The organism is Phytohabitans sp. LJ34, assembly GCF_052068095.1.
Lineage (GTDB): Bacteria > Actinomycetota > Actinomycetes > Mycobacteriales > Micromonosporaceae > Phytohabitans.
In genome coordinates this window covers 334,180-355,647 of record NZ_JBQHDG010000001.1, presented here as the reverse complement: position 1 = coordinate 355,647, position 21,468 = coordinate 334,180, and the positions used below count along the sequence as shown (strand labels likewise).

18 protein-coding genes and 1 pseudogene are annotated in these 21,468 nt (G+C 72.3%); 7 read left to right on the top strand and 12 right to left on the bottom strand.

Annotated features, from left to right (window positions below):
- Nucleotides 1-170: 170 nt before the first annotated feature.
- Nucleotides 171-833: a response regulator gene (locus ACTMTJ_RS01735; RefSeq protein WP_441214208.1), complete on the bottom strand. Its 663-nt coding sequence runs from the start codon at nt 831-833 to the stop codon at nt 171-173.
- On the bottom strand, nt 830-2,092 hold the full coding sequence (locus ACTMTJ_RS01730; protein WP_441214483.1) for a PspC domain-containing protein: 1,263 nt from the start codon (nt 2,090-2,092) through the stop codon (nt 830-832). The genes ACTMTJ_RS01735 and ACTMTJ_RS01730 overlap by 4 nt, the downstream gene beginning before the upstream one ends.
- Before the next feature lie 162 nt (nt 2,093-2,254).
- Between ACTMTJ_RS01730 and ACTMTJ_RS01725 the strand changes: the two genes are divergently transcribed.
- The 3 genes from ACTMTJ_RS01725 (at nt 2,255) to ACTMTJ_RS01715 (ending at nt 5,734) form a co-directional block, all read left to right on the top strand.
- The gene (locus ACTMTJ_RS01725; RefSeq protein ID WP_441214207.1) at nt 2,255-4,069 is read left to right on the top strand and encodes a PspC domain-containing protein; all 1,815 of its coding nucleotides are present in this window, start codon (nt 2,255-2,257) and stop codon (nt 4,067-4,069) included.
- Nucleotides 4,066-4,449 (top strand): hypothetical protein, encoded by a 384-nt coding sequence (locus ACTMTJ_RS01720; RefSeq protein WP_441214206.1) that lies wholly within the window; start codon nt 4,066-4,068, stop codon nt 4,447-4,449. Before ACTMTJ_RS01725 ends, ACTMTJ_RS01720 begins: the two co-directional genes overlap by 4 nt.
- 79 nt (nt 4,450-4,528) lie before the next feature.
- Nucleotides 4,529-5,734 (top strand): phosphatidylserine decarboxylase, encoded by a 1,206-nt coding sequence (locus ACTMTJ_RS01715; protein ID WP_441214205.1) that lies wholly within the window; start codon nt 4,529-4,531, stop codon nt 5,732-5,734.
- Nucleotides 5,735-5,856: 122 nt separating this feature from the next.
- Here the strand turns inward: ACTMTJ_RS01715 and ACTMTJ_RS01710 are convergent, their stop codons facing one another.
- The 3 genes from ACTMTJ_RS01710 to ACTMTJ_RS01700 form a co-directional block, all read right to left on the bottom strand.
- Nucleotides 5,857-6,732, bottom strand: coding sequence for a CDP-alcohol phosphatidyltransferase family protein (locus ACTMTJ_RS01710; RefSeq protein ID WP_441214204.1), 876 nt, complete (start codon nt 6,730-6,732; stop codon nt 5,857-5,859).
- Between the two features lie 224 nt (nt 6,733-6,956).
- On the bottom strand, nt 6,957-7,853 hold the full coding sequence (locus tag ACTMTJ_RS01705; RefSeq protein WP_441214203.1) for an NUDIX hydrolase: 897 nt from the start codon (nt 7,851-7,853) through the stop codon (nt 6,957-6,959).
- Nucleotides 7,850-8,794, bottom strand: coding sequence for an NUDIX domain-containing protein (locus tag ACTMTJ_RS01700; RefSeq protein WP_441214202.1), 945 nt, complete (start codon nt 8,792-8,794; stop codon nt 7,850-7,852). Before ACTMTJ_RS01700 ends, ACTMTJ_RS01705 begins: the two co-directional genes overlap by 4 nt.
- Nucleotides 8,795-9,007: 213 nt before the next feature.
- Here ACTMTJ_RS01700 and ACTMTJ_RS01695 point away from each other — a divergent pair.
- Nucleotides 9,008-9,339 (top strand): annotated as a pseudogene (locus ACTMTJ_RS01695) (PspC domain-containing protein).
- On the opposite strand, the gene guaA reads toward ACTMTJ_RS01695, so the two are convergent.
- A complete protein-coding gene (gene guaA / locus ACTMTJ_RS01690; protein WP_441214201.1) occupies nt 9,260-10,813 on the bottom strand; it encodes a glutamine-hydrolyzing GMP synthase in 1,554 nt (517 codons plus the stop codon). The pseudogene ACTMTJ_RS01695 and the gene guaA sit on opposite strands and share 80 nt — an antisense overlap.
- 91 nt (nt 10,814-10,904) lie before the next feature.
- Nucleotides 10,905-12,587, bottom strand: coding sequence for an FAD-dependent oxidoreductase (locus ACTMTJ_RS01685; RefSeq protein WP_441214482.1), 1,683 nt, complete (start codon nt 12,585-12,587; stop codon nt 10,905-10,907).
- A gap of 64 nt (nt 12,588-12,651) precedes the next feature.
- Here ACTMTJ_RS01685 and ACTMTJ_RS01680 point away from each other — a divergent pair, with 64 nt between their 5' ends.
- Nucleotides 12,652-13,752, top strand: coding sequence for an LCP family protein (locus tag ACTMTJ_RS01680; protein ID WP_441214200.1), 1,101 nt, complete (start codon nt 12,652-12,654; stop codon nt 13,750-13,752).
- 6 nt (nt 13,753-13,758) lie between these two features.
- Here ACTMTJ_RS01680 and ACTMTJ_RS01675 read toward each other — a convergent pair whose 3' ends face one another.
- The 3 genes from ACTMTJ_RS01675 to guaB all read right to left on the bottom strand — a co-directional run bounded on the left by ACTMTJ_RS01675 (nt 13,759) and on the right by guaB (nt 17,881).
- Nucleotides 13,759-15,180 carry a M1 family metallopeptidase gene (locus ACTMTJ_RS01675; RefSeq protein WP_441214199.1) on the bottom strand — a complete coding sequence of 474 codons (1,422 nt, stop codon included), beginning with the start codon at nt 15,178-15,180 and terminating at the stop codon, nt 13,759-13,761.
- 79 nt (nt 15,181-15,259) lie between these two features.
- Nucleotides 15,260-16,378 (bottom strand): GuaB3 family IMP dehydrogenase-related protein, encoded by a 1,119-nt coding sequence (locus ACTMTJ_RS01670; protein ID WP_441214198.1) that lies wholly within the window; start codon nt 16,376-16,378, stop codon nt 15,260-15,262.
- Nucleotides 16,379-16,387: 9 nt separating this feature from the next.
- A complete protein-coding gene (guaB, locus tag ACTMTJ_RS01665; protein ID WP_441214197.1) occupies nt 16,388-17,881 on the bottom strand; it encodes an IMP dehydrogenase in 1,494 nt (497 codons plus the stop codon).
- A gap of 166 nt (nt 17,882-18,047) precedes the next feature.
- Between guaB and ACTMTJ_RS01660 the strand changes: the two genes are divergently transcribed.
- Nucleotides 18,048-18,491 (top strand): DUF5319 domain-containing protein, encoded by a 444-nt coding sequence (locus tag ACTMTJ_RS01660; protein WP_441214196.1) that lies wholly within the window; start codon nt 18,048-18,050, stop codon nt 18,489-18,491.
- 3 nt (nt 18,492-18,494) lie between these two features.
- Here ACTMTJ_RS01660 and ACTMTJ_RS01655 read toward each other — a convergent pair whose 3' ends face one another.
- A complete protein-coding gene (locus tag ACTMTJ_RS01655) occupies nt 18,495-19,358 on the bottom strand; it encodes a response regulator transcription factor (RefSeq protein WP_441214195.1) in 864 nt (287 codons plus the stop codon).
- Nucleotides 19,359-19,528: 170 nt separating this feature from the next.
- Here ACTMTJ_RS01655 and ACTMTJ_RS01650 point away from each other — a divergent pair, with 170 nt between their 5' ends.
- The gene (locus tag ACTMTJ_RS01650) at nt 19,529-19,930 is read left to right on the top strand and encodes a WhiB family transcriptional regulator (RefSeq protein ID WP_441214194.1); all 402 of its coding nucleotides are present in this window, start codon (nt 19,529-19,531) and stop codon (nt 19,928-19,930) included.
- Here the strand turns inward: ACTMTJ_RS01650 and ACTMTJ_RS01645 are convergent.
- Nucleotides 19,893-21,407: a molybdopterin-dependent oxidoreductase gene (locus tag ACTMTJ_RS01645; protein WP_441214193.1), complete on the bottom strand. Its 1,515-nt coding sequence runs from the start codon at nt 21,405-21,407 to the stop codon at nt 19,893-19,895. The genes ACTMTJ_RS01650 and ACTMTJ_RS01645 overlap by 38 nt on opposite strands.
- Nucleotides 21,408-21,468 lie beyond the last annotated feature (61 nt).

Sequence of the window (21,468 nt, the reverse complement as noted above, 5' to 3'; positions counted from 1 at the left end):
CCAGCCGGGGCCGTAAGGGCCCGGCGCAGCCGCCGGGTTGAGCGCGACCAGCGGCGGACGGGTGAGGCCGCGGGAGCAACGGCACGGACCACAACGGGCATCGCGGTAGCTCACATCTTTTGTCCAAGCAGGGATCCAGAGGCCGAAGCCACCCCGACCCCGAAAGGTCTCTAGACGAGGCGGCGGTCGGCGGCCCAGCGCGAGAGCTCGTAGCGGTTGGACATCTGGAGCTTGCGCAGCACGTTCGAGACGTGGGTCTCCACCGTCTTGATGGAGATGAAGAGCTCCTTGGCGATCTCCTTGTAGGCGTAGCCCCGGGCGAGCAGGCGCAGCACCTCGCGCTCGCGGTTGGTGAGCTGGTCGAGCTCGGGGTCGGCCACCGGAGCGTCCGGCCGCGCGGCGAACGCGTCCAGCACGAACCCGGCCAGCCGGGGGCTGAACACCGCGTCGCCATCCGCCACCCGGCGGATCGCCGCGGCGAGCTCGTCGGGCGAGATGGTCTTGGTGACGTAGCCGCGCGCGCCGGCCCGGATCAGGCCGATGACGTCTTCGGCCGCGTCGGAGACGGAGAGGGCGAGGAAGCGGACCTGCGGGTGGGTGCGGCGCATCGCCTCGAGCACGGCGCGGCCACCGCCCTCGGGCATGTGCACGTCGAGCAGCACCACGTCGGGCTCGAGCGCGGCGATCCGGGAGACCGCCTCGGTCACGGTGCTCGCCTCGCCGATCACCTCTACGTGCACGCCGAGCTCGGCGCGGACGCCGGCCCGAAACATCGCGTGGTCGTCGACGAGGAACACCCGCAGCCGCCGCTGCTGCTCGGTCTGGTCGGTCATGATCCGTCCTTCCCAGTGGTGACGGTCTCTCGGCTCGTCGGCATGAACAAGCGCACCTCGGTGCCGTCGCCGGGCTCGCTAATGATCTTCGCGCGCCCGCCGTGCCGCTGCATCCGCCCGATGATGGAGCCGCGGACGCCATGCCGATGATCCTCCACCGTGGACGGGTCGAAGCCGGCGCCCCGGTCGCGCACGAACACGCTCACCTGGTCGGGCTCCACCTCCGCGTAGAGGGAAACGGTCTGCACCTTGGCGTGACGGGCCGCGTTGACCAGGGCCTCGCGGGCGGCGGCGACCAGCGCGCCGACCTTCTCGTCGGTCTCCCGGTCGCCCACCACGACGGTCTCCACCGTGATCGCGTACGTATCTTCGACCTCGGCCGCCACCTGCTCCAGCGCGGCGGAGAAGCGCTCGTTGGGCGAGGCGATCGGCTTGTACAGCCAGTTGCGCAAGCTCCGCTCCTGCCCGCGGGCCAGCCGCTGCACCGCCTTGACGTCGCCGGCGTTGCGCTGGATGAGGGCGAGCGTGTGCAGCACCTGGTCGTGCACCATCGCGGCCAGCTCGGCCCGCTCCATCTCCCGGATGCGCCCCTCGCGCTCGGTGCGCAGCTGGTTGTACGTACGCCACAGCACCGGACCGGCCACCACCGCCACGCCGGCGAGGCCCACCAGCGCGAAGATGATGCCGTTGATCACGGCGCCGAAGTTTTCGGTCGGCGAGTAGACCGCGATGACCCCGATGATGCCCACCGAGACGAGCACGCCGCCGCCGATGAAGCGGAGCAGGAACGCCCGCCGGTCGCTCTCGTCGACCACCGCGCCCAGCCACGGCACGCGCGGCAGCGTCTCGCTCCACTGGCGGCGCCGCTCCGGGTCGGACTCGTGCCAGATCACGCCGGCGCCGACCGCGATGATCGCGACGAGCCAGCCGGCCAGGCCGGTGACGCCGAGCGCGCCGAAGCCGAACACGAGCGTCTGCACCAGGATGAGGCCAAGCCCGATCGCGACGAACGGCAGCAGGTGCATGAAGTTACGCCGCGGCGGGGCCTCGGCCGTGCGCACCTGGAGGGGCAGCACCGCCCAGAACGCCGCATATAGAAGCAGCCCCAGGCCGCTGAGCGGGAGGAGGACCACGAAGGCGATGCGCACCCGCACCGGGGGGATGCCCAGGTGGCGCGCGATGCCCGAAGCCACACCCGCGACCACCCGCTGGTCGCGGGAGCGGGTGAGGCGGGGCTGCTGGGTCCCGACGGTGACGATCGCTCTGCTCCCTCGCTGCTCGATGCCTGTTCACCGATCGTCACACGCCGGACAGGCCCCTGGCCACGGGGACGCCCCGGACATTGGCCACGAAGATCTCAGGGTGGCGTCAGGGTTGCCGCCTGAGGCTGTTCGGGTGGGGTAGCGGCGAGGATCGAACACATGACGGATGAAGGTGCCCAGGCCCGCCGACCGGAGGGCGACGACACGACCAAGCCCTCGCCCGGGACGCCCGCGCCTTCGGAGGCCGGAGCCTCGGCGGGTGCCGCCTCCACGGCGGGCGACGAGCCCACAGCCGAGGTGCGGCCGGACGAGCCGACAGCCGAAGTGCGGCCGGACGAGCCCACAGCCGAGGTGCCGGCGGGCGACCGCTGGGCGGCTGACCCGACGCTCAAGGACACGCCCGTCGGGGCCGAGCCGCCGGGCGCGGGCCGGCAGGCGCCGCCACCTCCCGGCGCGGCCACTCCGCCGCCGCCACCACCGCCACCGCCGGGCGCGGGCCGGCAGGCACCGCCACCTCCCGGCGCTGCCACTCCGCCGCCGCCACCGCCGGGCGCCGCCTTCACTTCGCGGTACGGGCTGGTCCGGCCACGCCAGGGCCGCTACGTGGCCGGTGTGTGCGCGGCGATCGCCCGGGCCACCAACACCGACCCGGTGCTGTGGCGGGTGCTCCTCGCCGTGCTGGGCTTCTTCGGCGGCATCGGCATCCTCGTCTACCTCGCCGCGTGGCTCATCATCCCGGCCGAGGGCGACACGGCCTCGCCGGTGGAGTCGATGCTGGGCCGCGGCCGGTCGAGCATGTCACCGATCATGGTGATCATCCTCGGCATCCTGGTCGTGGTGATGTTCGGCCTGATCGTGACGGACGGCTTCCGGGCGGTGGTGCTGGGCGCCGCGGCGCTCATCGGTGGGGCACTGCTGCTCAACCGGAAGCCCGGCCGCTCCGCCCCGGCGGCACCCGGCGGGGGTGGGGTGCCGTTCGGGGCGGGGCGGCCATGGCAGCCGACCCCTCCGCCGTACCCGCCGCCGCACGGTCCCGGCGCTCCCGCGCCGGCCGCCGCCGGGCCGTACCCGTCGACGGCCACCTTCCCTCCCCCGCCCTCGGCGCCGTATCCGCCGGTGCCTCCGAACCCTCCGGTGCCGCCAATGCAGCCTCCAAGCCCGCCGCCGATGTCGCCGCCCCCGCCGCACCGGTCGGGCCCGTATCCGCCGGCACCGCCCCGCCCGCCCGGACCGCCCGGGCCCCCGCCGGGTGGCTACCGCCCGCCGTTCGCCCCGCACGGGCCGTACGGCGGACCCGGTCCCTACCCGCCCAGCTACAGCGGGCCGCCGGCGCCACCGCCCAAGCCGCCCAAGCCACCGAAGGAGCGCTCGCCGCTCGGCGCCGCGACATTCTCGATGATCTTCGTGGCGCTCGGCGTGGTGGCCGCGTTCGATCTGGCCAACGTCATGCCCATCAAGCCCTCGACGTACTTCTTCGGCGTGCTCCTGACGATCGCGCTCGGCCTGCTGGTCGGGGTCTGGTTCGGCCGGGCCCGCTGGCTGATCGCGCTCGGCTTCATCGCCGCGGCCGCGCTCGGCATATCCACGATCGCGGAGTCACAGGTCGGCCAGTACCAGGCCACCGGTGGCGACCAGTACTGGCAGCCGGTCAGCGCGCAGGACATGCCCACGCGGTACGAGCACAACTTCGGCAACGCGGTGCTCGACCTGTCCAAGGTGGACTTCACCGACCAGGACAAGGTGCTGAGCGTGCACCTGAGCTTCGGCGACCTCGAGGTCATCCTGCCGCCCGACGTGGACGCCACCGTGCGCGCCGAGGTCAACGCGGGTGACGCGGACATCTTCGACAGCAAGACGAGCGGCTTCCAGAACTCGCCCACCGACATCGTCGACCTCGGTGCCGACGGCGAGGGCGGCGGCAAGCTCAACATCACCCTCAAGGTCAACGCGGGCTCGGCGGAGGTGCACCGATGAAGCCGCACCGTACCGATGGCGTCTCCCTGACGTTCGCTCTGGTATTCCTCTTCATCGCCGGCTGGTGGTTCATCGCCCAGCTTTTCCACCTGCCGCTGCCGGCCGTGGGGTGGTTCGTGGCCACCGCGCTCATCCTCCTCGGGGCGCTGGGGCTGATGGGCGCGCTCCGCTCCGGCAAGGGTGAGCCACCGCCGCCGGCCGAGCCGCCCGCGCCGGAGCCGGCGCTCGTCCCGGTCAGCGGCCTACCCGCCGAGCTGCACGCCGACATCGTGCGGGAGCTGCTGGCCGGCCCGCAGGTGCCCTACCTGCCGCCGGTCAGCGCGGCCCCGGCTCCGGAATCGGCTCCCGAGGCACCGAAGCGCGACAAAAACCCGGGCTGACGGACCATCACGATCATCAGGGCGTCTCACACATGTGGGACGCCCTGATGGCGTAAGGAATGCCGCCTATGCTGGGCGCGTGACTCAGACCCGCACCGCCGCCCGCGCCGCCCGCACCCTCGCCTCCGAGCTGGCCCGGCACAACGGTCCGAAGACCGGCCTCGTGGTCGGCGCGCACGGCCGCTCCGCCGTGCTGACCGCCGCCATCGAGGGCATGTTGCCCGGCGACACGCTCACCGTCGTGCCGGCGGAGGCATCCGGGGTGGGCGCCCTCCGCGACCACGTCGCGGCGCAGAGCCGGTGGGTGACCGAGCGGGTACGCGTCGCGGACTCGCTCGCCGAGGCCGACCCGGCCCACGTCGTGATCGTCGCCGAGCCGCTGGAGGGCTCCGCCGAGGAGGCGCGGGCGTCCATCGAGGGCCTCACCAAGTACCTCGTGGAGGGCGGTGTGCTGGCGGTGGCCACCGGGCTCACCGGGAGCGCCGCCGCCGAGCTGGGCCGGCAGGCCGCGCTCTTCGGCGTCGGTTCCGACCTCGTGGTGCGCAACAACCCGCCGCTGCGCGTCCACCGCCTGCGCTTCACCACCGCGGAGACGGCACTGGCCAGCCACCTCGCGCCCGCGTACCGGCCGTCGAGCGTGCCGATGAGCCGCGCCATGCACATCGACTCCAACGGCGTGGCCGCCGCCGGCATCGCGCTCGGCCTGGCCGCGCTGACCCGGGTCGCCCGCCCCAAGTCACGGCTGTGGCTGGTGCCGGCCCTGGCCGCCGCGCCGGTGGCCGCGTTCTTCCGCGACCCGCAGCGCGACGTGCCCGAAGACCTGTCGGCGGTCGTGGCGGCCAGCGACGGCAAGGTGCTCTCCGTCGAGCGGATGCGCGACGACCGGTTCGGGCCGGACGAGTTCCTGCGGGTGGCGGTCTTCCTGTCGGTGTTCGACGTGCACGTCAACCGCGCCCCGGTGGCCGGCCGGGTGGTCGACTACTTCGTCACTGACGGCGGCTTCGCCGCGGCCATGCGGCCGGAGGCCGAGCACAACGTCGCGGCGTACACGGTGCTGGACACCGCCCGCGGCACCGTGGTGGTGGCCCAGCGCACCGGGCTGGTGGCACGCCGGATCGTGCAGCGCGCGCCGGTGGGCGCACTACTGGCGAAGGGCGAGCGGTTCGGCCTGATCCGCTTTGGCTCCCGGACCGACGTCTACCTGCCCGCCGAAGCCGCCGAGCCGCTGGTTGCACCCGGCGACCGCGTACTGGGCGGCGCCTCGGTGATCGCCCGCTGGCTCTGACCCTTCGCCGCCACGGGGGATGAGCAGCACGGCAGGTCTCCGCGCTGCCGACCACTCGCGGGGCGAATCATCGGCAAAGCCGGCTGGTGCGGGGGCCAGCCGGCCTCGACGAGCTTGTGGCGCTACGCGGCGTGGCGGTGGCGGAGCCAGAGCACGGGGCCGCTGAGCAGGTAGCCGACCACGATCGCGGCGAAGGTCAGGCGTGGGTCGACGAGCGCGCCGACCACCGGCAGCAGCCAGAGCCACGGTGGCAGCCGGAACAGGCGGCCGATCTTGGCGTACGGGAAGCTGGACACCATCGCGAACGCCAGCAGTGCCACGCCGGCCAGCTGGGCCGGACCGGACAGGGGCAGCTCGATGAGCACCCCGACGGCGAGCACCGCCGCGACCATCGTGGTGGGCACGCCGCAGAAGAAGCGGCCGTCCTTGGGTGAGACGTTGAAGCGGGCCAGCCGGATCGCGGCGCATCCGGCGACGAGCGTGCAGCCGGCGGCGGCGGCCGCGGTGGGCACCGTGCCGGCCAGTGACGCGTACACCACCACGGGCGCGGCCAGGCCGAACGAGCACATGTCGGCGAGCGAGTCCATCTGCGCGCCGAACGGGCTGACCACGCCGAAGCGGCGGGCGAGCGCGCCGTCGAGGCCGTCGAACGCCACGCAGGCGACGAGGCACACGGCGCCGGCCCGCACGTCGCCGCGCATGGCCAGGAAGATGGCGAGCAGGCCGAGCGTGAGGCTGCTAAGGGTGCAGGCGTTGACCAGCGCGAACATGGCCCGCCGGGCCGGCGTGTGCTCGCCAGGGAGGAGCGGGATCGGGCCGCCGCTGACGGCCGCACCCGCGGGAGCCGGGCTCACCGGCAGAAGCGACTCGATCTCGTCGTCGGTCACCGACTCGTAGTGGGCCGGCACGACAACCGTGGAGCCTGCGCTCGACTGCGGCCGGCGCCGGCCGACGCGGACCAGCAGGACCTGCCGGGCGAACGAGCCGCTGCGGCGCAAACGCCCTGCCCAGCGGCGCCCTCCAGGGCGTGGACTGTCCGTCGCACGACGCCGGCGCCAAGGGGCTCTCGGCACGTATCCCTCCATGACCGGATCGGTCTCTCCGCCGCCTCGGCGGCCGTCCGGTCGCATGCGGCCTACACCATCGCACAGTCCGGATGGGCTTGGCGATAGCCTCGCCAGCGTGCCTGGCGGGCCGCTGACTACGAACGCAGCCACATATTCTAGCCGGTGCCGCCCAAACCGGCCGTCAGGTGCGATAACCCGGCAGCCGCGACGTCGGTCAACGGCAGCCGCGCCGCCTCGGCCACGCTCCACCAGGCCGCCCGCGCGGTCGACCCGCCGGCCGCCTCGGTCACACGGGGCTCGGTGGGCGTGTCGACCCGTACCCGATAGGTGGCCCGCACGGCGTGCCAGTCGATCGGGTAGCCCTCGGGGCCCAGCGCACGCGGATTGCGGTGGTGGGTCACGTCGAGCAGGTCGGTTACCCGACCGACCTGGTCGGTCTCCTCGGCGAGCTCACGCAGCAGCGCGGCGGCCGGCTGCTCGCCGTGGTCGGTCCCGCCGCCGGGCAGGTGCCACTTTCCGGCGCCCGGGTACCCGTCGGCGATCAGCGTGAGCAGCAGGCGGCCGGCCGGGTCGGTGGCGACCCCGTACGCCGCGAACCGCTGACCCTGTGACGGTCGCGGGTCCACCGGCGGCGGGGTGGCACGCGCGGGGGCCGTGACCGGCTCCGGGGGCTGGCCGAGCAGCTCGGCCGAGAACGGCAGCAGGGGCAGGCCGGGCAGCTCCGCCGGAGCGATCCAGGCCGCCAGGTCGGTGGTGCCGTCCGGCTCGTCGCGCAGTGTGCCGCCACGCACGGCCACGTCGTAGACCACGCGGTCGGTGTGCTTGTCCCACAGCACGTCGGAGACGACGGCGCGCAGCCCGGTGACGGTCACGGTGAGGCCGGTCTCCTCGGCGAACTCGCGTACCACCGCGTCGGCCGGGTGCTCGCCGTGGTCGATGCCGCCGCCCGGAATCTGCCAGACCCCCGGCAGGTCGGCGGCCGACGAACCGCGGACCAGCAGCACTCGCCCCTCGCCGTCCCGGCAGACGCCGTAGGCGGCGATCCGTCTCAAAGGCGCGCCGCGCGCATGGCTTCGGCCGTGACCTCGGTCAGCTCGTGTGCGGCCAGCGCGTACAGCTCGTCGGGGCGGAACCAGCGGGCCTCGGACGTGGAGCCGCCGACGTCGCCCACGCTCGGCGGGGCCGGCGCCTCGACCTCCACGCGGTAGAACGCGCGCACGCCGTGCCAGTCGATCGGGTAGCCCTCCGGGCCGAGCGAGGCGGCGTCGCGGTGGCTCGCCACGCCCAGCAGCTCGACGAGCCGCCCGCGCTGCCCGGTCTCTTCCAGCAGCTCGCGGATGAGCGCCGCGCCGGGCTGCTCTCCGTAGTCGGTGCCGCCGCCGGGCAGGTGCCAGCAGCCCGCGCCCGGGTAGCCGTCGGCGACCTTGGTGAGCAGCACACGGCCGGCGGGGTCGGTGGCCACCGCGTACGCCGCGAAGCGCTGCGCCCGGTGCAGCCCGTCGGGCCCGGGCACGGCGTAGAACGAGGGGAAGTCGGGTGCCTCGTCGGGGCGCACGTCGACCGCGGCGGCGGGGAGCCCCAGCGCGCTTGCCGTGAACGGCCGCAGCGGCAGCCTCCCCGCGGCGTCGATCGTGTGCCAGCGGGCCAGGTCGGTGGGCTGGCCGACGCGGTCGCAGAGCGTGCCGCCACGCACCGCCACGTTGTAGATCAGCCGGTCGGTGTGGATCGTGATGCCGCGGTGCGGCAGCGCCCGCATGTCGGCCAGCACGTCGCGCAGCCCGGTGACGCTCACCGAGAGGCCGGTCTCGGCCGCGGTCTCGCGGACCACCGTGTGGTTGGGGTCTTCACCGTGGTCGACCGCCCCGCCCGGCAGCGACCAGACGCCCGGCGTGCCGGAGCGCGGGGAGGCGCGCACGAGCAGCACCTGACCGTCGGAATCGGACACGACGGCATAGGCCGCGATCCTGCGGAGCGGCTCGAGCGCGGGGGTCACAGGGGGGCATTCTTCCCGAATGAGGTGACAAGTCTATGACCACAGTCAGATTCCTGACAGAAGGCTAAACCGGAATTCGGGTCCAGCACCGTCGTGCTCACCCGCGGCCCCCATCCCTTTCGATAGGTAACGTCAGCCCGTCGGGGACGTTTCAGGGTAGTCATCCGGGCGCTCACCGAGGTCGCCGAGCGGCCCGGCGCGGACCGTTGAGACATGACCGAAAACCCTCCCTACAAGCAGCTCAGGCGGCCCACCACCGACCGCATCATCGCGGGCGTGGCGAGCGGCCTCGGCCGTTACTTCAACGTCGATCCGGTGCTCGTTCGCGTCATCTTCGCGGTGGCCGCGCTGCTCACCGCCGGGGTGGCCGCGCTCGCGTACCCGGTGATGTGGTTTCTGATGCCGGAAGAGCCCGCGGACGCGCCCGCCTGGCCGGTGCACCCGCCGACCGGCCCGAGCGCCTAGCTACTCCCACTCGATCGTGCCCGGGGGCTTGCTGGTCACGTCCAGCACCACGCGGTTTACCTCGGGCACCTCGTTGGTGACGCGGGTGGAGATCTTGGCGATCACCTCGTACGGCAGGCGCGACCAGTCGGCCGTCATGGCGTCTTCGCTGGAGACCGGGCGCAGGACGATCGGATGGCCGTACGTACGGCCGTCGCCCTGCACGCCCACCGACCGCACGTCGGCGAGCAGCACGACCGGAAACTGCCAGACGTCGCGGTCGAGCCCCGCGGCGGTGAGCTCCTCGCGGGCGATCAGATCGGCGGCGCGCAGCACGGCAAGCCGGTCGGCGGAGACGGCGCCGATGATGCGGATGGCCAGCCCCGGCCCCGGGAATGGGTGGCGCCACACCATCGCCTCGGGCAGGCCGAGCGAGAGGCCCAGCTGGCGCACCTCGTCTTTGAAGAGCGTGCGCAGCGGCTCGACCAGCGAAAACTTGAGGTCGTCGGGCAGACCGCCGACGTTGTGATGTGACTTGATGTTGGCGGTGCCGGTGCCGCCGCCGGACTCCACCACGTCGGGGTAGAGCGTCCCCTGCACCAGGAACTCCACGTCGCCCGCCGCCGCGACCTCCCGCGCGGCGGCCTCGAACACCCGGATGAACTCACGCCCGATGATCTTGCGCTTGTCTTCCGGGTCGGTGACCCCGTCGAGCGCCGTGAGGAAACGGTCGGCCGCGTCGACCACCTTGAGCTTGATGCCGGTCGCCGCGACGTAATCCTGCTCGACCTGCTCGGCCTCGCCCGCGCGCAGCAGCCCGTGGTCGACGAAGACGCAGGTGAGCTGGTCGCCGACGGCCTTGTGGACGAGCGCGGCGGCCACCGCGCTGTCGACGCCGCCGGAGAGCGCGCAGATGACCTCCTTGTCGCCCACCTTCTCGCGGATCGCGGCCACCTGGTCGTCGATGATGTTGCCCATCGTCCAGGTCGGCTCGATGCCGGCGATGTCGTACAGGAAACGGGTGAGCATCGCCTGCCCGTGCGCCGTGTGCGCCACCTCCGGGTGGAACTGCACGCCGGCACGCCGGCCGGCCACGTCTTCGAAGGCGGCCACCGGCGCGCCCGGCGACCCGGCGGTGACCGTGAACCCGGTGGGTGCCTCGGTCACGCAGTCGCCGTGGCTCATCCACACCGACAGCTCGGCGGGCAGGTCACGCAGCAGCACGCCGGCCTCGGGACGGGCGGCGAGCGCCGTGCCGCCGAACTCACGCCGGCCGGTGTGCGCCACCGTGCCGCCGAGCGCCTGCGCCATCGCCTGGAACCCGTAGCAGATGCCGAAGACCGGCACGCCCGCGTCGAAAAGCTTGGCGTCGATCTGCGGCGCGCCCGGCTCGTACACGCTGGAGGGCCCGCCGGACAGGATGATCGCGGCGGGGTCTTTGGCCAGCATCTCGGCGACCGGCATCGAGTGCGGCACGATCTCGGAGTAGACCTTCGCCTCGCGCACCCGGCGGGCGATCAGCTGGGCGTACTGGGCCCCGAAGTCGACGACCAGGACCGGGCGCGGTGTGCTCATGCCCGTCCTCGCTTCGCTGCGGGCGGGCACGAGACTCCCCACGCGCTGAGTTTGATGATTCGCTCGCTCCGCTCGCTCATGTGCGTGAAGCCTACCGGCGCAGTGCCGCCGGGGCGTGTGGCGGCACGGCTGGTGTCGCGGGCGCCACTGGGGCGATCCGCGCGTAGGGCGAGCCGAGCGGTGGTCGGGGATCGATGCCGCCGCGGTTGGGCCAGAAGGACATGGCGCGCTCGGCCTGGGCCGTGATCGTGAGCGACGGGTTGACGCCGAGGTTGGCCGTCACCGCCGCGCCGTCGACCACGTGCAGGCCGGCATGGCCGTAGACCCGGTGGTACGCGTCCACGACGCCGTCCTCCGGGGTGGCGCCGATCGCCGCGCCGCCGAGGATGTGTGCGGTCATGGGCACGTTGAACGCGTCGGTCACCGCGCCGCCGGGCAGGCCGCCGATCTCCTCGGCGAGCAGTCGCACCGCCTCGTTGCCGGCCGGGATCCAGGTCGGGTTGGGCGCGCCGTGGCCCTGGGTCGTGCGCAGCCTGCCGCGCTTGTACAGCGTGGTCAGCGAGTTGTCGACCGACTGCATGACGAGCGCGATCACCGTGCGCCTGGACCAGTCGCGCACCGAAAGCAGCCGCAGGTAGGTGAGCGGGCGGCCGGCGATCGTGCCCAGCCAGCGCAGCGGGCGGCGCGGCCCGCCGTCGACGAGGGCGGACTGGAGCAGCCCCATCACGTTCGAGCCGCGGCCGTAGCGCACGGGCTCGATGTGCGTGTGCTCGTCGGGGTGGAAGGAGCTGGTGATGGCCACGCCCTCGGTGAAGTCGAGCCCGCGCCGGCGCGCGTCCGGGCGCAGCACGCCGGCGCCGAGGATCGCCTCGGAGTTGGTGCGGGTGAGCGCGCCGACCCGGTCGGAGAGGTGGGGCAGCGTGCCGGACGCCTTCATCGCGTGCAGCAGTCGCTGGGTGCCGAGCGCGCCGGCGGCGAACACCACCTGGTCGGCCTCGAAGACCCGCCGGGAACGGCGGAACCACGCACCGGTGCGGGCCGTCTCCACGCTATAGCCCGATCCCGCCGGGCGCACCGCGACCGCCGTGGTCAGCGGGTGCACCTCGACGCCGAGCCGCTCGGCGAGCCAGAGGTAGTTCTTCACCAGCGTGTTCTTGGCGCCGTGGCGGCAGCCGGTCATGCACGACCCGCAGTGCAGGCAGCCGGTGCGCTCCGGCCCGGCACCGCCGAAGTACGGGTCGGCGACCCGCTCACCCGGCCGCCCGATGTGGACACCGACGGGCGTGGAGTGGAACGTGTGCCCGACACCCATCCGCTCGGCCACCGCGCGCATCGCCCGGTCCGCGGCGGTGTCATGGGGGTACGTGGTGACGCCGAGCATCCGCTTGGCCTGGTCGTAGTGCGGGGCCAGCTCCGCGCGCCAGTCGGTGATGTCGCGCCACTGCGGGTCGGCGTAGAACGGTGGCATCGGCTCGTAGAGCGTGTTGGCGTAGTTGAGCGAGCCGCCGCCCACCCCGGCGCCGGAGAGCACGAGCACACCCGCGCCGGCCTCGCCGCGCGCCGAGCGGAGCAGCGTGATCCGCTGGATGCCGAAGCAGCCCAGCTTGGGTGCCCAGAGAAAACGCCGGGTGCGCCACGAGGTCTCTGGAAACTCGCTGTCCGCGAAGCGCCGCCCCGCCTCCAGCACAGCGACCGAGTAGCCCTTTTCGGCCAGCCGCAGCGCGGCCACGCTCCCACCGAAGCCAGACCCGATCACCACGACGTCGTAGCGCATATCAGCCATCATTACTCACCAGTAGCTAGCACACCAGAGCACCGACCGGGCACGATGCCACTCTATGACTCGGCGACGATGGATCATCTTGGGCGCGGCGGCGCTGGCCGCGATCGTGCTGCTGGGTGGCGGCGCGGTGGCGGTGGGGTACGCGCTGCGCGACCGGTACGAGATCGGCACCGCCGACCTCTTCGGCACCGCCAGCCCGTCTCCATCGGCAACCCCCAGCCCCACGCCACCGCCCGGCGCCGACATCACCGGCCCGCTCAACATGCTCATCGTCGGCGTGGACACGCGCGAGGACGATCCGACCTGGGAGCCGCACGCCGACGCGGTGACGATCCTGCACGTGGAGCGCGGGCTGAAGACCGGGTACATGGTCTCGCTCCCCCGCGACCTGCTCGTCGACGTCCCGGCCTTTCCCAAGTCGAGGTACCGGGGCGGGCGCACGAAGCTCACCGAGGCGATGAGCAACGGCAGCCGGCGGGGCGACGCCAGGCCCGACGTGGCGCAGGGGTTCCAGCTGTTGGCCCAGACGATCAGCCGGTACACCGGGATCAAGCGGTTCGACGCGGGTGCGGTGCTGACGTTCACCGGCTTCCGCAAGCTCGTCGACGCGCTGGGCGGGGTGGACATCTACGTCGACCAGCGCACCCCGTCCCAACACCTGCGCCCGGACGGGCGCGGCCGCTCGGCCGGCGGCGGGCCGGCCGGCTACGGCGGCCCGCAGATGGTGTACGAGGTGGGCATGCGCCATCTGGTCGGCTGGCAGGCGCTGGACTTCTCGCGGCAGCGCTACCTGCCCGGCGGCGACTACACCCGGCAGCGGCACCACCAGCAGCTCGTCCGTGCGGTCCTGGCCAAGGCGCTCAGCCTCGACGTCGCCCGCAACCCGCTGGAGTTCGACCGGGTGCTGCGCGCGCTCGGCAAGACCCTGACCTTCGACGGGCGGGGTCGGCCGGCACTCGACTACGCGTCCGCGCTCAGCGGCCTGCGCCCGGAAGGGCTGAAGCTTGTGGTGCTGCCCGGCGCCGGCGTGGGGCGCGGCTCGGGCTACCGGGGCGAGCAGCTCACCGCGGAGGGCCGAAAGTTCTTCCCCGCGCTGGTGGCCGGCCGAGCGGACGCGTACCTGCGCACCCACCCGGCCGTGGTAACCAAGAAATAGCGCGCCCTACCCGGGGATCTCCGGGGGTGACTGGCCGATCAGCCATGCGTCGAAGAGGCGGTCCAGCGACTCGCCGGAGACCCGCTCGGCGACCGTGATGAAGTCGGCGGTGGTGACGTTGCCGTTGCGCTTTTCCGCCGTCCACGTCTTGAGGATGCGGAAGAAGTCGGTGTCGCCGACCTCCAGCCGCAGCGCGTGCACGGCCAGCGCGCCGCGCTTGTACACCGCCCGGCCGAAGAGGCCCGCCCGGCCCGGGTCGGCGGTGGGGTTCTTCCAGTCGGTGTCGGCGTACTCGCGCTGGAAGCTCTCCTGCACCGAGAGGCCGCCCTCCTCCTCGGTCCACAGCCACTCGGCGTAGCTGGCGAAGCCCTCGTTGAGCCAGATGTCCCGCCACTGCGCGACCGAGACGCTGTCGCCGAACCACTGGTGGGCCAGCTCGTGCGCGACCACCTCGGTGAACGGGCCCTGCTTGAAGAACAGGCCCCCGTAGACCGGCCGCGACTGGGTCTCCAGCGCGTACCGGATGCGGTCGTCGTCGACCACCACGCCGCCGTACGCCTGGAACGGGTACGGGCCGAACTGGGTCTCCAGGAAGTCGGCGATCTCGGTGGTCTGTGCCATCGCCTGGTCGGCCGGGCTGCCCGGTCTCAGCTTCGAGTCGATGGCGGTGAACACCGGCTTGCCCTTGTGCTCGCCGGTCTCCACCCGAAACTTGCCGATCACCAGGAACGCCAGGTAGCTGGCCATCGGCACCTTCTCCGACCACTTCCAGGTGGTCCAGCCGCCGCTGTCGGCGTCGCCGCCCGGCACGCCGTTGCTGAGCGCGGCCAGCCCTTCCGGCACGGTCGCCTCGACGTCGTACGTGGCCTTGTCGATCGGGTGGTCGTTGACCGGAAACCAGGTGCTGGCCGACTCGGGCTGGCCGAGCGCGATCGCACCGTCGTCGGTGTGCAGGAACCCGCCTTCGCCGAAGTCAGGGCTCTTGATCGGCACCGGCTTGCCCGAGTATCCGATCTCGACGGTGAACTCGGCGTCCTTGGCGATCCCGCCGGACGGCGTGACGACGAGCTCGGCGTCTTCGCGCTTGTCCTCGGCGTCCGCGCCGTCGACCTTCACCGAGCTGACCGACATGCCGACGAAGTCGAGGTTGAACCTGGACAGGTCTTCCGTCGCGGCCGCCGTGATCGTGGCGGTGCCGGTGAGCTCGTCGGTGCTCGGGTCGTACTTGACGACGAGCTTGTAGTGGCGCACGTCGTAGCCGCCGTTGCCGTACGTCGGGAAGTACGGGTCGCCGACGCCGTCCTCGCCCGGCTTGAAGTCGCGCTTGGCCGCCTGAGGCGAACTCGGCGGCGATTCGGGAGCGGAGTCGGTGCAGCCGCCGGCGGCCAGCGCTACGACGGCCGCGGCGGCCAGGATCCTGCGATTCACGTAGGGAGCGTCCTCTCTCGCGCCGAAAGCGACAAGAAAGTCCATCGTCTCGTCGCGGGCAGGCGCCGCGACGATATCGCTACCTGTCGAGGACCAGGCCGACCCGCTGGAACTCCTTGACGTCGCGGTAGCCGCACTTGGCCATCGCCCGCTTGAGGCCGCCGAAGAGGTTGAGCTGCCCGTCCGGCGCGTCGGCCGGCCCGTACAGCACCTTTTCCAGGCTGCCGAGCGGCTCGTCGGCCACCCCGAACGCCCCGCGCGGCAGGTTGGGGTGGCTGGCGGCCGAGTGCCACCACGCGCCCATCCCCGGCGCCTCCTCGCTGAGCGAGAGCGGCTCGCCGAGCATCACCGCGTCGGCGCCGCAGCCGAGCGCCTTGGCGATGTCGCCCGATGTCTGGATGTCGCCGTCGGCGATCAGGTGCACGTAGCGGCCACCGGTCTCGTCGAGGTAGTCGCGGCGGGCGGCCGCCGCGTCGGCGATCGCGGTGGCCATCGGCACCCGGATGCCCAGCACGGTGTCGGTCGTGGACCACTCGTCGGCGCCCACGCCCACGATCACGCCGGCCGCGCCGGTGCGCATGAGGTGCAGCGCCGTCTTGTAGTCGGTGCAGCCACCCGCGATCACCGGCAGGTCGAGGTCGGCGATGAACTCCTTGAGGTTGAGCGGCTCGTCCGTGGTGGAGACGTGCTCGGCGGAGACGAGCGTGCCCTGGATGACCAGGATGTCGACTCCGGCATCGAGGATCACCGGGGCGAGCGCGAGCGTGTGCTGCGGCGAGACCCGCACGGCGACGGTCACCCCACCCTCGCGGATCGCACGCACGCGCTCGGCGATCAGCTCGGGGCGGATCGGCTCGGCGTACGCCTCCTGGAGGCGCCGCGTCGCGGGTGCGTCCTCGTCGAGCGAGGCGAGCTCTTCGAGGACCTTCGTCGGGTCTTCGTAGCGGGTCCACAGGCCCTCGACATTGAGCACGCCGAGGCCGCCGAGGCGCCCGAGGGCCACGGCCGTCGCCGGGCTCATGGTGGCGTCGGAGGGGTGGGCCACGCACGGGATGTCAAACGGGTACGCGTCGAGCTGCCAGCCCGTGGACACGTCGTCGACGTCCCGCGTGCGGCGGCTCGGCACGATCGCAATATCGTCGAGGTGGTATCCGCGCTGCGCGGTCTTACCCAACCCGATCTCCACCACGTCACGCACGGGTCGCTCCTATCGCGTGTGGTAGTTGGGCGCCTCGACGGTCATCTGGATGTCGTGCGGGTGGCTCTCCTTGAGCCCGGCCGCGGTGATCCGGATGAGCTGACCGCGACTGTGTAGCTCGGGGATGCTCTCCGCGCCGACGTATCCCATGGCCAGCCGGAGGCCGCCGATCAGCTGGTGGGCGACCTGCGACAGCGGCCCGCGGTAGGGCACCTGGCCCTCGACGCCCTCGGGCACCAGCTTTTCCTCGCTGAGCACGTCGTCCTGGAAGTAGCGGTCCTTGGAGTAGGACCGGGCCTGCCCGCGCGACTGCATCGCGCCGAGCGACCCCATCCCCCGGTATGCCTTGAACTGCTTGCCGTTGATGAACAGCAGCTCGCCCGGGCTCTCCTCGCAGCCGGCGAGGAGGCTGCCGAGCATTACCGTGTCGGCGCCGGCCACCAGGGCCTTGGCGATGTCCCCGGAGTACTGGATGCCGCCGTCCGCGATCACCGGAACGCCGGACGGACGGCAGGCCCGGGTGGCCTCCATCACCGCGGTGATCTGCGGCACGCCGACACCGGCCACCACCCGCGTGGTGCAGATCGCGCCCGGCCCCACGCCGACCTTGACCGCGTCGGCACCGGCGTCGACCAGCGCCTTCGCACCCGCGAACGTCGCCACGTTGCCACCGACCACGTCGACCGTGGTGTCCTTCTTCAGCCGGGCGACCATCTCCAGCACCGCGCGCTGGTGACCGTGTGCCGTGTCGACGATCAGCACGTCGACGGCGGCCTCGACGAGAGTCCGGGCCCGCTTGTACGCGTCTTCGCCCACGCCGACCGCGGCGGCCACGCGCAGCCGGCCGGCCGGGTCCTTGGTGGCGTCCGGGTACTGCTCGCTCTTGGTGAAGTCCTTTACCGTGATCAGCCCGCGCAGCCGGCCGCCGTCGTCGACGATCGGCAGCTTTTCCACCTTGTGCTGGCGCAGCAGGGCGAGTGCCTCGTCCTTGGAGACCCCGACCCGCGCGGTGACCAGCGGCATCCGGGTCATGATCTCGTGGACCGGCGTGCCGCCGTCGGTCACGAAACGCATGTCGCGGTTGGTGACGATGCCGAGCAACGTGCCGTTGGCGTCGGTGACCGGCACGCCGGAGATCCGGTATCGGCCGCAAAGGGCGTCGACGTCGCGGAGCGTGTCGTCCGGGCTGCACGTGATCGGGTTGGTCACCATGCCCGCCTCGGAGCGCTTGACCTGGTCGACCTGGAGCGCCTGGTCTTCGATCGAGAGGTTGCGGTGGAGCACGCCCAGACCGCCCTGACGCGCCATCGCGATCGCCATCCGCGCTTCGGTCACCGTGTCCATGGGACTCGACATCAGCGGGATTGCCACGCTGACGTTGCGACTCACCTGGGTAGCGGTGTGCACCCGGCTCGGGATGATCTCGGATTCGGCGGGCTGGAGCAGCACGTCGTCGAACGTCAGCCCGATCGGCACAGCCTCGGCGGAAGGCAGGTTATCCACAATTGGGTCCTCTCGGTGGCACGATGGTTCATCGTACCCATCGCCCGGTCCGCCCCTCCGCGCCTACCTGCGGCTCGTCGGGTTACGACGCCGTCTGATCGTGCGGCCAGCGCCGCGTGTCATCACTGAGCCTGATGGTTGTGCTCGCAAGCTCGCACAACTCAGCATGCGCGGCACACGCGGAGAGCTGGGTTGCGACTACGGTGGAGGGGTGCAGCACGACGAGCCGATCGACCCGTTCAACGGCGATCCCGCTGACCCGTCCGCGGGCCTGGAGGACCTCGGTGAGGACCCCCAGCTCGACCCGCTGTCCGACGCGGAGCGGCAGGACGTGCTGGAGGACCTGGCCGACCTCGAGATCTACCAGGCTCTGCTGAGCCCCATCGGCATCCGCGGGCTCGTGATCGAGTGCGAAGACTGCCACGAGCCGCACTACTTCGACTGGGACCTGCTCCGGGGCAACCTGCGCCATCTGCTCAACTCGGGCCGCCCGAGGGTGCACGAGCCGGCGTACGACCCGGATCCAGACCACTACGTGACCTGGGAGTACGCCCGGGGGTACGCCGACGGCGTGCACGACACCCTCTCCGAGGGCACCGACGAAGACTAGGGGCTAGGCGACCAGGCCGGCGCGAAACCCGGCCGCCACGGCGTGGGCGCGGTCGCGCGCGCCCAGCTTGCGAAACAACCGCCGGGCGTGGGTCTTGACCGTGTCTTCGGAGACGAAGAGCTCGCGCCCGATCTCGGCGTTGCTCTTGCCGTCGGCCATGCCGCGCAGCACCTGGAGCTCGCGCTCGGTGAGCGTCATGCGCCGAGCCACCACCTCGGGCCGGTCGCCGGCGCGCGGGCCGACCCGCCAGCTCGGGCCGGTGTTGGGGCTGCCACCGGGCGGCCGGCCGGGGCCGCCGGGGCCTACGTCGAGCTGGTCACCGCGCTGCACCGGCACCATCGAGGGCGGTGGCTGGGTGCGCGAGAGCGGGCCGTTGGTGGGGCGGGCGGCGGGGGCGCCCGCGGCGGGTATCGCCTGGTCGGCAGGGGGTTCGCCAGCCACGGCCACCGCTTCGCCGGACCGTGACACGGCGGGACGGGTGGCGGCTGGTCGGGCCGGCTCGGGCAGGCAGAGCAGCAGCGCCTTGGCGACGATGCTCACCAGGTCGTGGTCACCACCGCCGCGGAGCACGCCACGGGCGCCGGCGGCGATCGTGGCTGCCGCCACGCGGGGATCTTCGGCGCCAAAGAGGATGATCACCGCCCCGGGCGCCCGTACTAAGGCCCGCCGGGTGAAGCCGACGCTGTCCCGCCGGGTCAGCGCGGTATCCGCGAGGATTATGTCGGCGGGGCGCTCGGCCAACCGCATTAAGGCTTCGGTCTCCGACACGGCCGTTCGCACGGCGCCGCTCATCCCGAGACGGGCGGCGGCGGACGCGACGGTCTGGGCCGCGAGCGGTGTCCGGACACACACGAGGACGGTACGCACTGTGATCCTCCTCTTCCTCTGAGGAGGAGACCACGGAAGCAACTGATCATTACGGGCTTTCGGACGAAAGAAGTTGAAAGTTCCCGACAGTAGACACGCCGGTTTCCCTACGCGCGCGGGCGGGTAATCCGTGATTCGCGTGGCCGGAGCGCCTCGTGGGAGGAGTGTCGATGTCCAACGTGAGCAGATTGCCCGGTCCCATCTCTGACATCTGGGACTGGCAGCGGCTTGGCGCCTGCCGGGGTAGAGACAGCGCGCAGTTTTTCCACCCCGACGGTGAGCGCGGTTCCTCGCGCAACCGTCGTGAGGCGAAGGCGAAGTCGTTCTGCCACTCCTGCCCGGTACGCCCGGAGTGTGCCGCGCACGCGCTGTCGGTACGGGAGCCGTACGGCGTGTGGGGCGGCTTCAGCGAGTCCGAGCGGCTGCGGCTGCTCGCGGTGGGCTGGGAAGACCTGGCCGACCGCCACCAGAGCCGCGTCGACGTGACCCGGCTCGAAGCGCGGCTGGGCAAGCCGCACAAGTCCGTGCCGTCGGTTATCCCACCTCAACGTCAACCGAGTGCCACCCGGTAGCACCGTCCGGGTCCGGCGGCCGCTCCTCCTCCGGCTGCACCGCTCCGGTCGCGTCGGTGGCGCGTACCTGTAGGCGGTGCATGCCCCGTGTCGCGTCCCATCGCCACGACCACTGCACCCACGTGTCGATCGACACCGTGCGGGCCAGCGTGGCCTCCTGCCACGGCCCGCCGTCGACGCGTACCTCCACCTTGCGGATGCCGCGGTGTTGCGCCCACGCGACCCCGGCCACCGTGACGGCGCCGGCGGTGAGGTTGTTGCGTGAGCGGGGCGCGTCGATCCGGGACTGGGTCTTGATCGGCGCCTGCTGCGACCAGCCGCGCGGAATCCAGTACGCGTCGAAGTCGGCGAAGCTGGTCAGCTCCATCTCCACGATCCACTTGCACGCGGACACGTACCCGTAGAGCCCCGGCACCACCATCCGCGCCGGGAAGCCGTGCTGGATGGGGAGCGGCTCGCCGTTCATGCCGACGGCCAGCAGCGCGTCGCGGCCGTCGCGGAGCACGGCGGTGGGTGTACCGCAGGTCCAGCCGTCGGCCGAGCGGCCCACGACCTGGTCCGCGCCGTCGAGCGGGCCGGCCTCGTCGAGCAGGTCCTTCAGCGGTACGCCGAGCCAGCGCGCGTTGCCGATCAGGTCGCCGCCCACCTCGTTGGAAACGCAGGCGAGCGTGACGTACCGCTCGACCATGGGCCGGGCCAGCAACTGCTCGAAGGTGAGCGTGATCGGGTTGCGCACCCGGCCGTGGATCTTCAGCGTCCACGAGTCCGGGTCGACCTGCGGCAGCACGAGCGCGGTGTCGATGCGGTAGAAGGCCCGGTTCGAGGTGACGTACGGCGCGAGCTGGGTGATCTCGAGATCCGACCCGGCGGGCACGGCCGGCGCGGGACTGGCCGGCGCGGGCAGCCGCACCGCCCTGCGCGCCTCCGAGACGGTGCGGCGGGTGGCCAGCCAGCGCCCAGCGAGCCCGCTCGCGGCGGCCGCGCCGGCCACGACGGCGGCCTGGGTGAGAAAGCGCCGGCGGTCGGCGGAGTCCATCTCGGCGGGCTCGGCGGATGAGCGCGGTGGGACCAGCCGCCACAGCACGACACCGGCCACCGCCGCGCCGAGCACGGACGGCACCGCCGCCTCCGCACCGGCGTCCGGCCTGGTCAGCGCCGCCGCGACACCGATCACGCCGAAGAGGGCGATGCCGGCCACGCCGTACCAGATATTGCGGAGGCTGAGCCAGCCGATAAGCGCGGCGAACGCGGCGAGCAGCACCACCGTGCCGGTCAGGAGGGCGGTCTTGTCGTGGGTGCCGAAGGTGTCGATCGCGAACTGCTTGAGCGGTTCGGGCACGTGATCTACGACAAACCCGCCGACCGCCACGAGCGGGGCCGAGCGGGCGCCGGTGAACACCGCGACGAACTCCGCCAGCCCGAGGGCCACCGCGGCGGCGGCGATCCCCGCCAACGCACCGCGCACGCCATTTCGCATGGGCCCAAGTGTGCCGCGCCGGATGCCCCGGCGAGCAGCGCCGTAAGGCGCCTGTAATGAG

What these genes read in the sequence shown, in the direction of transcription:
- ACTMTJ_RS01680 (WP_441214200.1), top strand. Translation starts at nt 12,652, where the DNA reads ATGACTCGGCGACGATGGATCATCTTGGGCGCGGCGGCGCTGGCCGCG.
- ACTMTJ_RS01725 (WP_441214207.1), top strand. Translation starts at nt 2,255, where the DNA reads ATGACGGATGAAGGTGCCCAGGCCCGCCGACCGGAGGGCGACGACACG.
- ACTMTJ_RS01720 (WP_441214206.1), top strand. Translation starts at nt 4,066, where the DNA reads ATGAAGCCGCACCGTACCGATGGCGTCTCCCTGACGTTCGCTCTGGTA.
- ACTMTJ_RS01685 (WP_441214482.1), bottom strand. Translation starts at nt 12,587, where the DNA reads ATGCGCTACGACGTCGTGGTGATCGGGTCTGGCTTCGGTGGGAGCGTG.
- ACTMTJ_RS01645 (WP_441214193.1), bottom strand. Translation starts at nt 21,407, where the DNA reads ATGCGAAATGGCGTGCGCGGTGCGTTGGCGGGGATCGCCGCCGCCGCG.
- ACTMTJ_RS01660 (WP_441214196.1), top strand. Translation starts at nt 18,048, where the DNA reads ATGCGCGGCACACGCGGAGAGCTGGGTTGCGACTACGGTGGAGGGGTG.
- ACTMTJ_RS01735 (WP_441214208.1), bottom strand. Translation starts at nt 833, where the DNA reads ATGACCGACCAGACCGAGCAGCAGCGGCGGCTGCGGGTGTTCCTCGTC.
- ACTMTJ_RS01650 (WP_441214194.1), top strand. Translation starts at nt 19,529, where the DNA reads ATGTCCAACGTGAGCAGATTGCCCGGTCCCATCTCTGACATCTGGGAC.
- guaA (WP_441214201.1), bottom strand. Translation starts at nt 10,813, where the DNA reads ATGAGCACACCGCGCCCGGTCCTGGTCGTCGACTTCGGGGCCCAGTAC.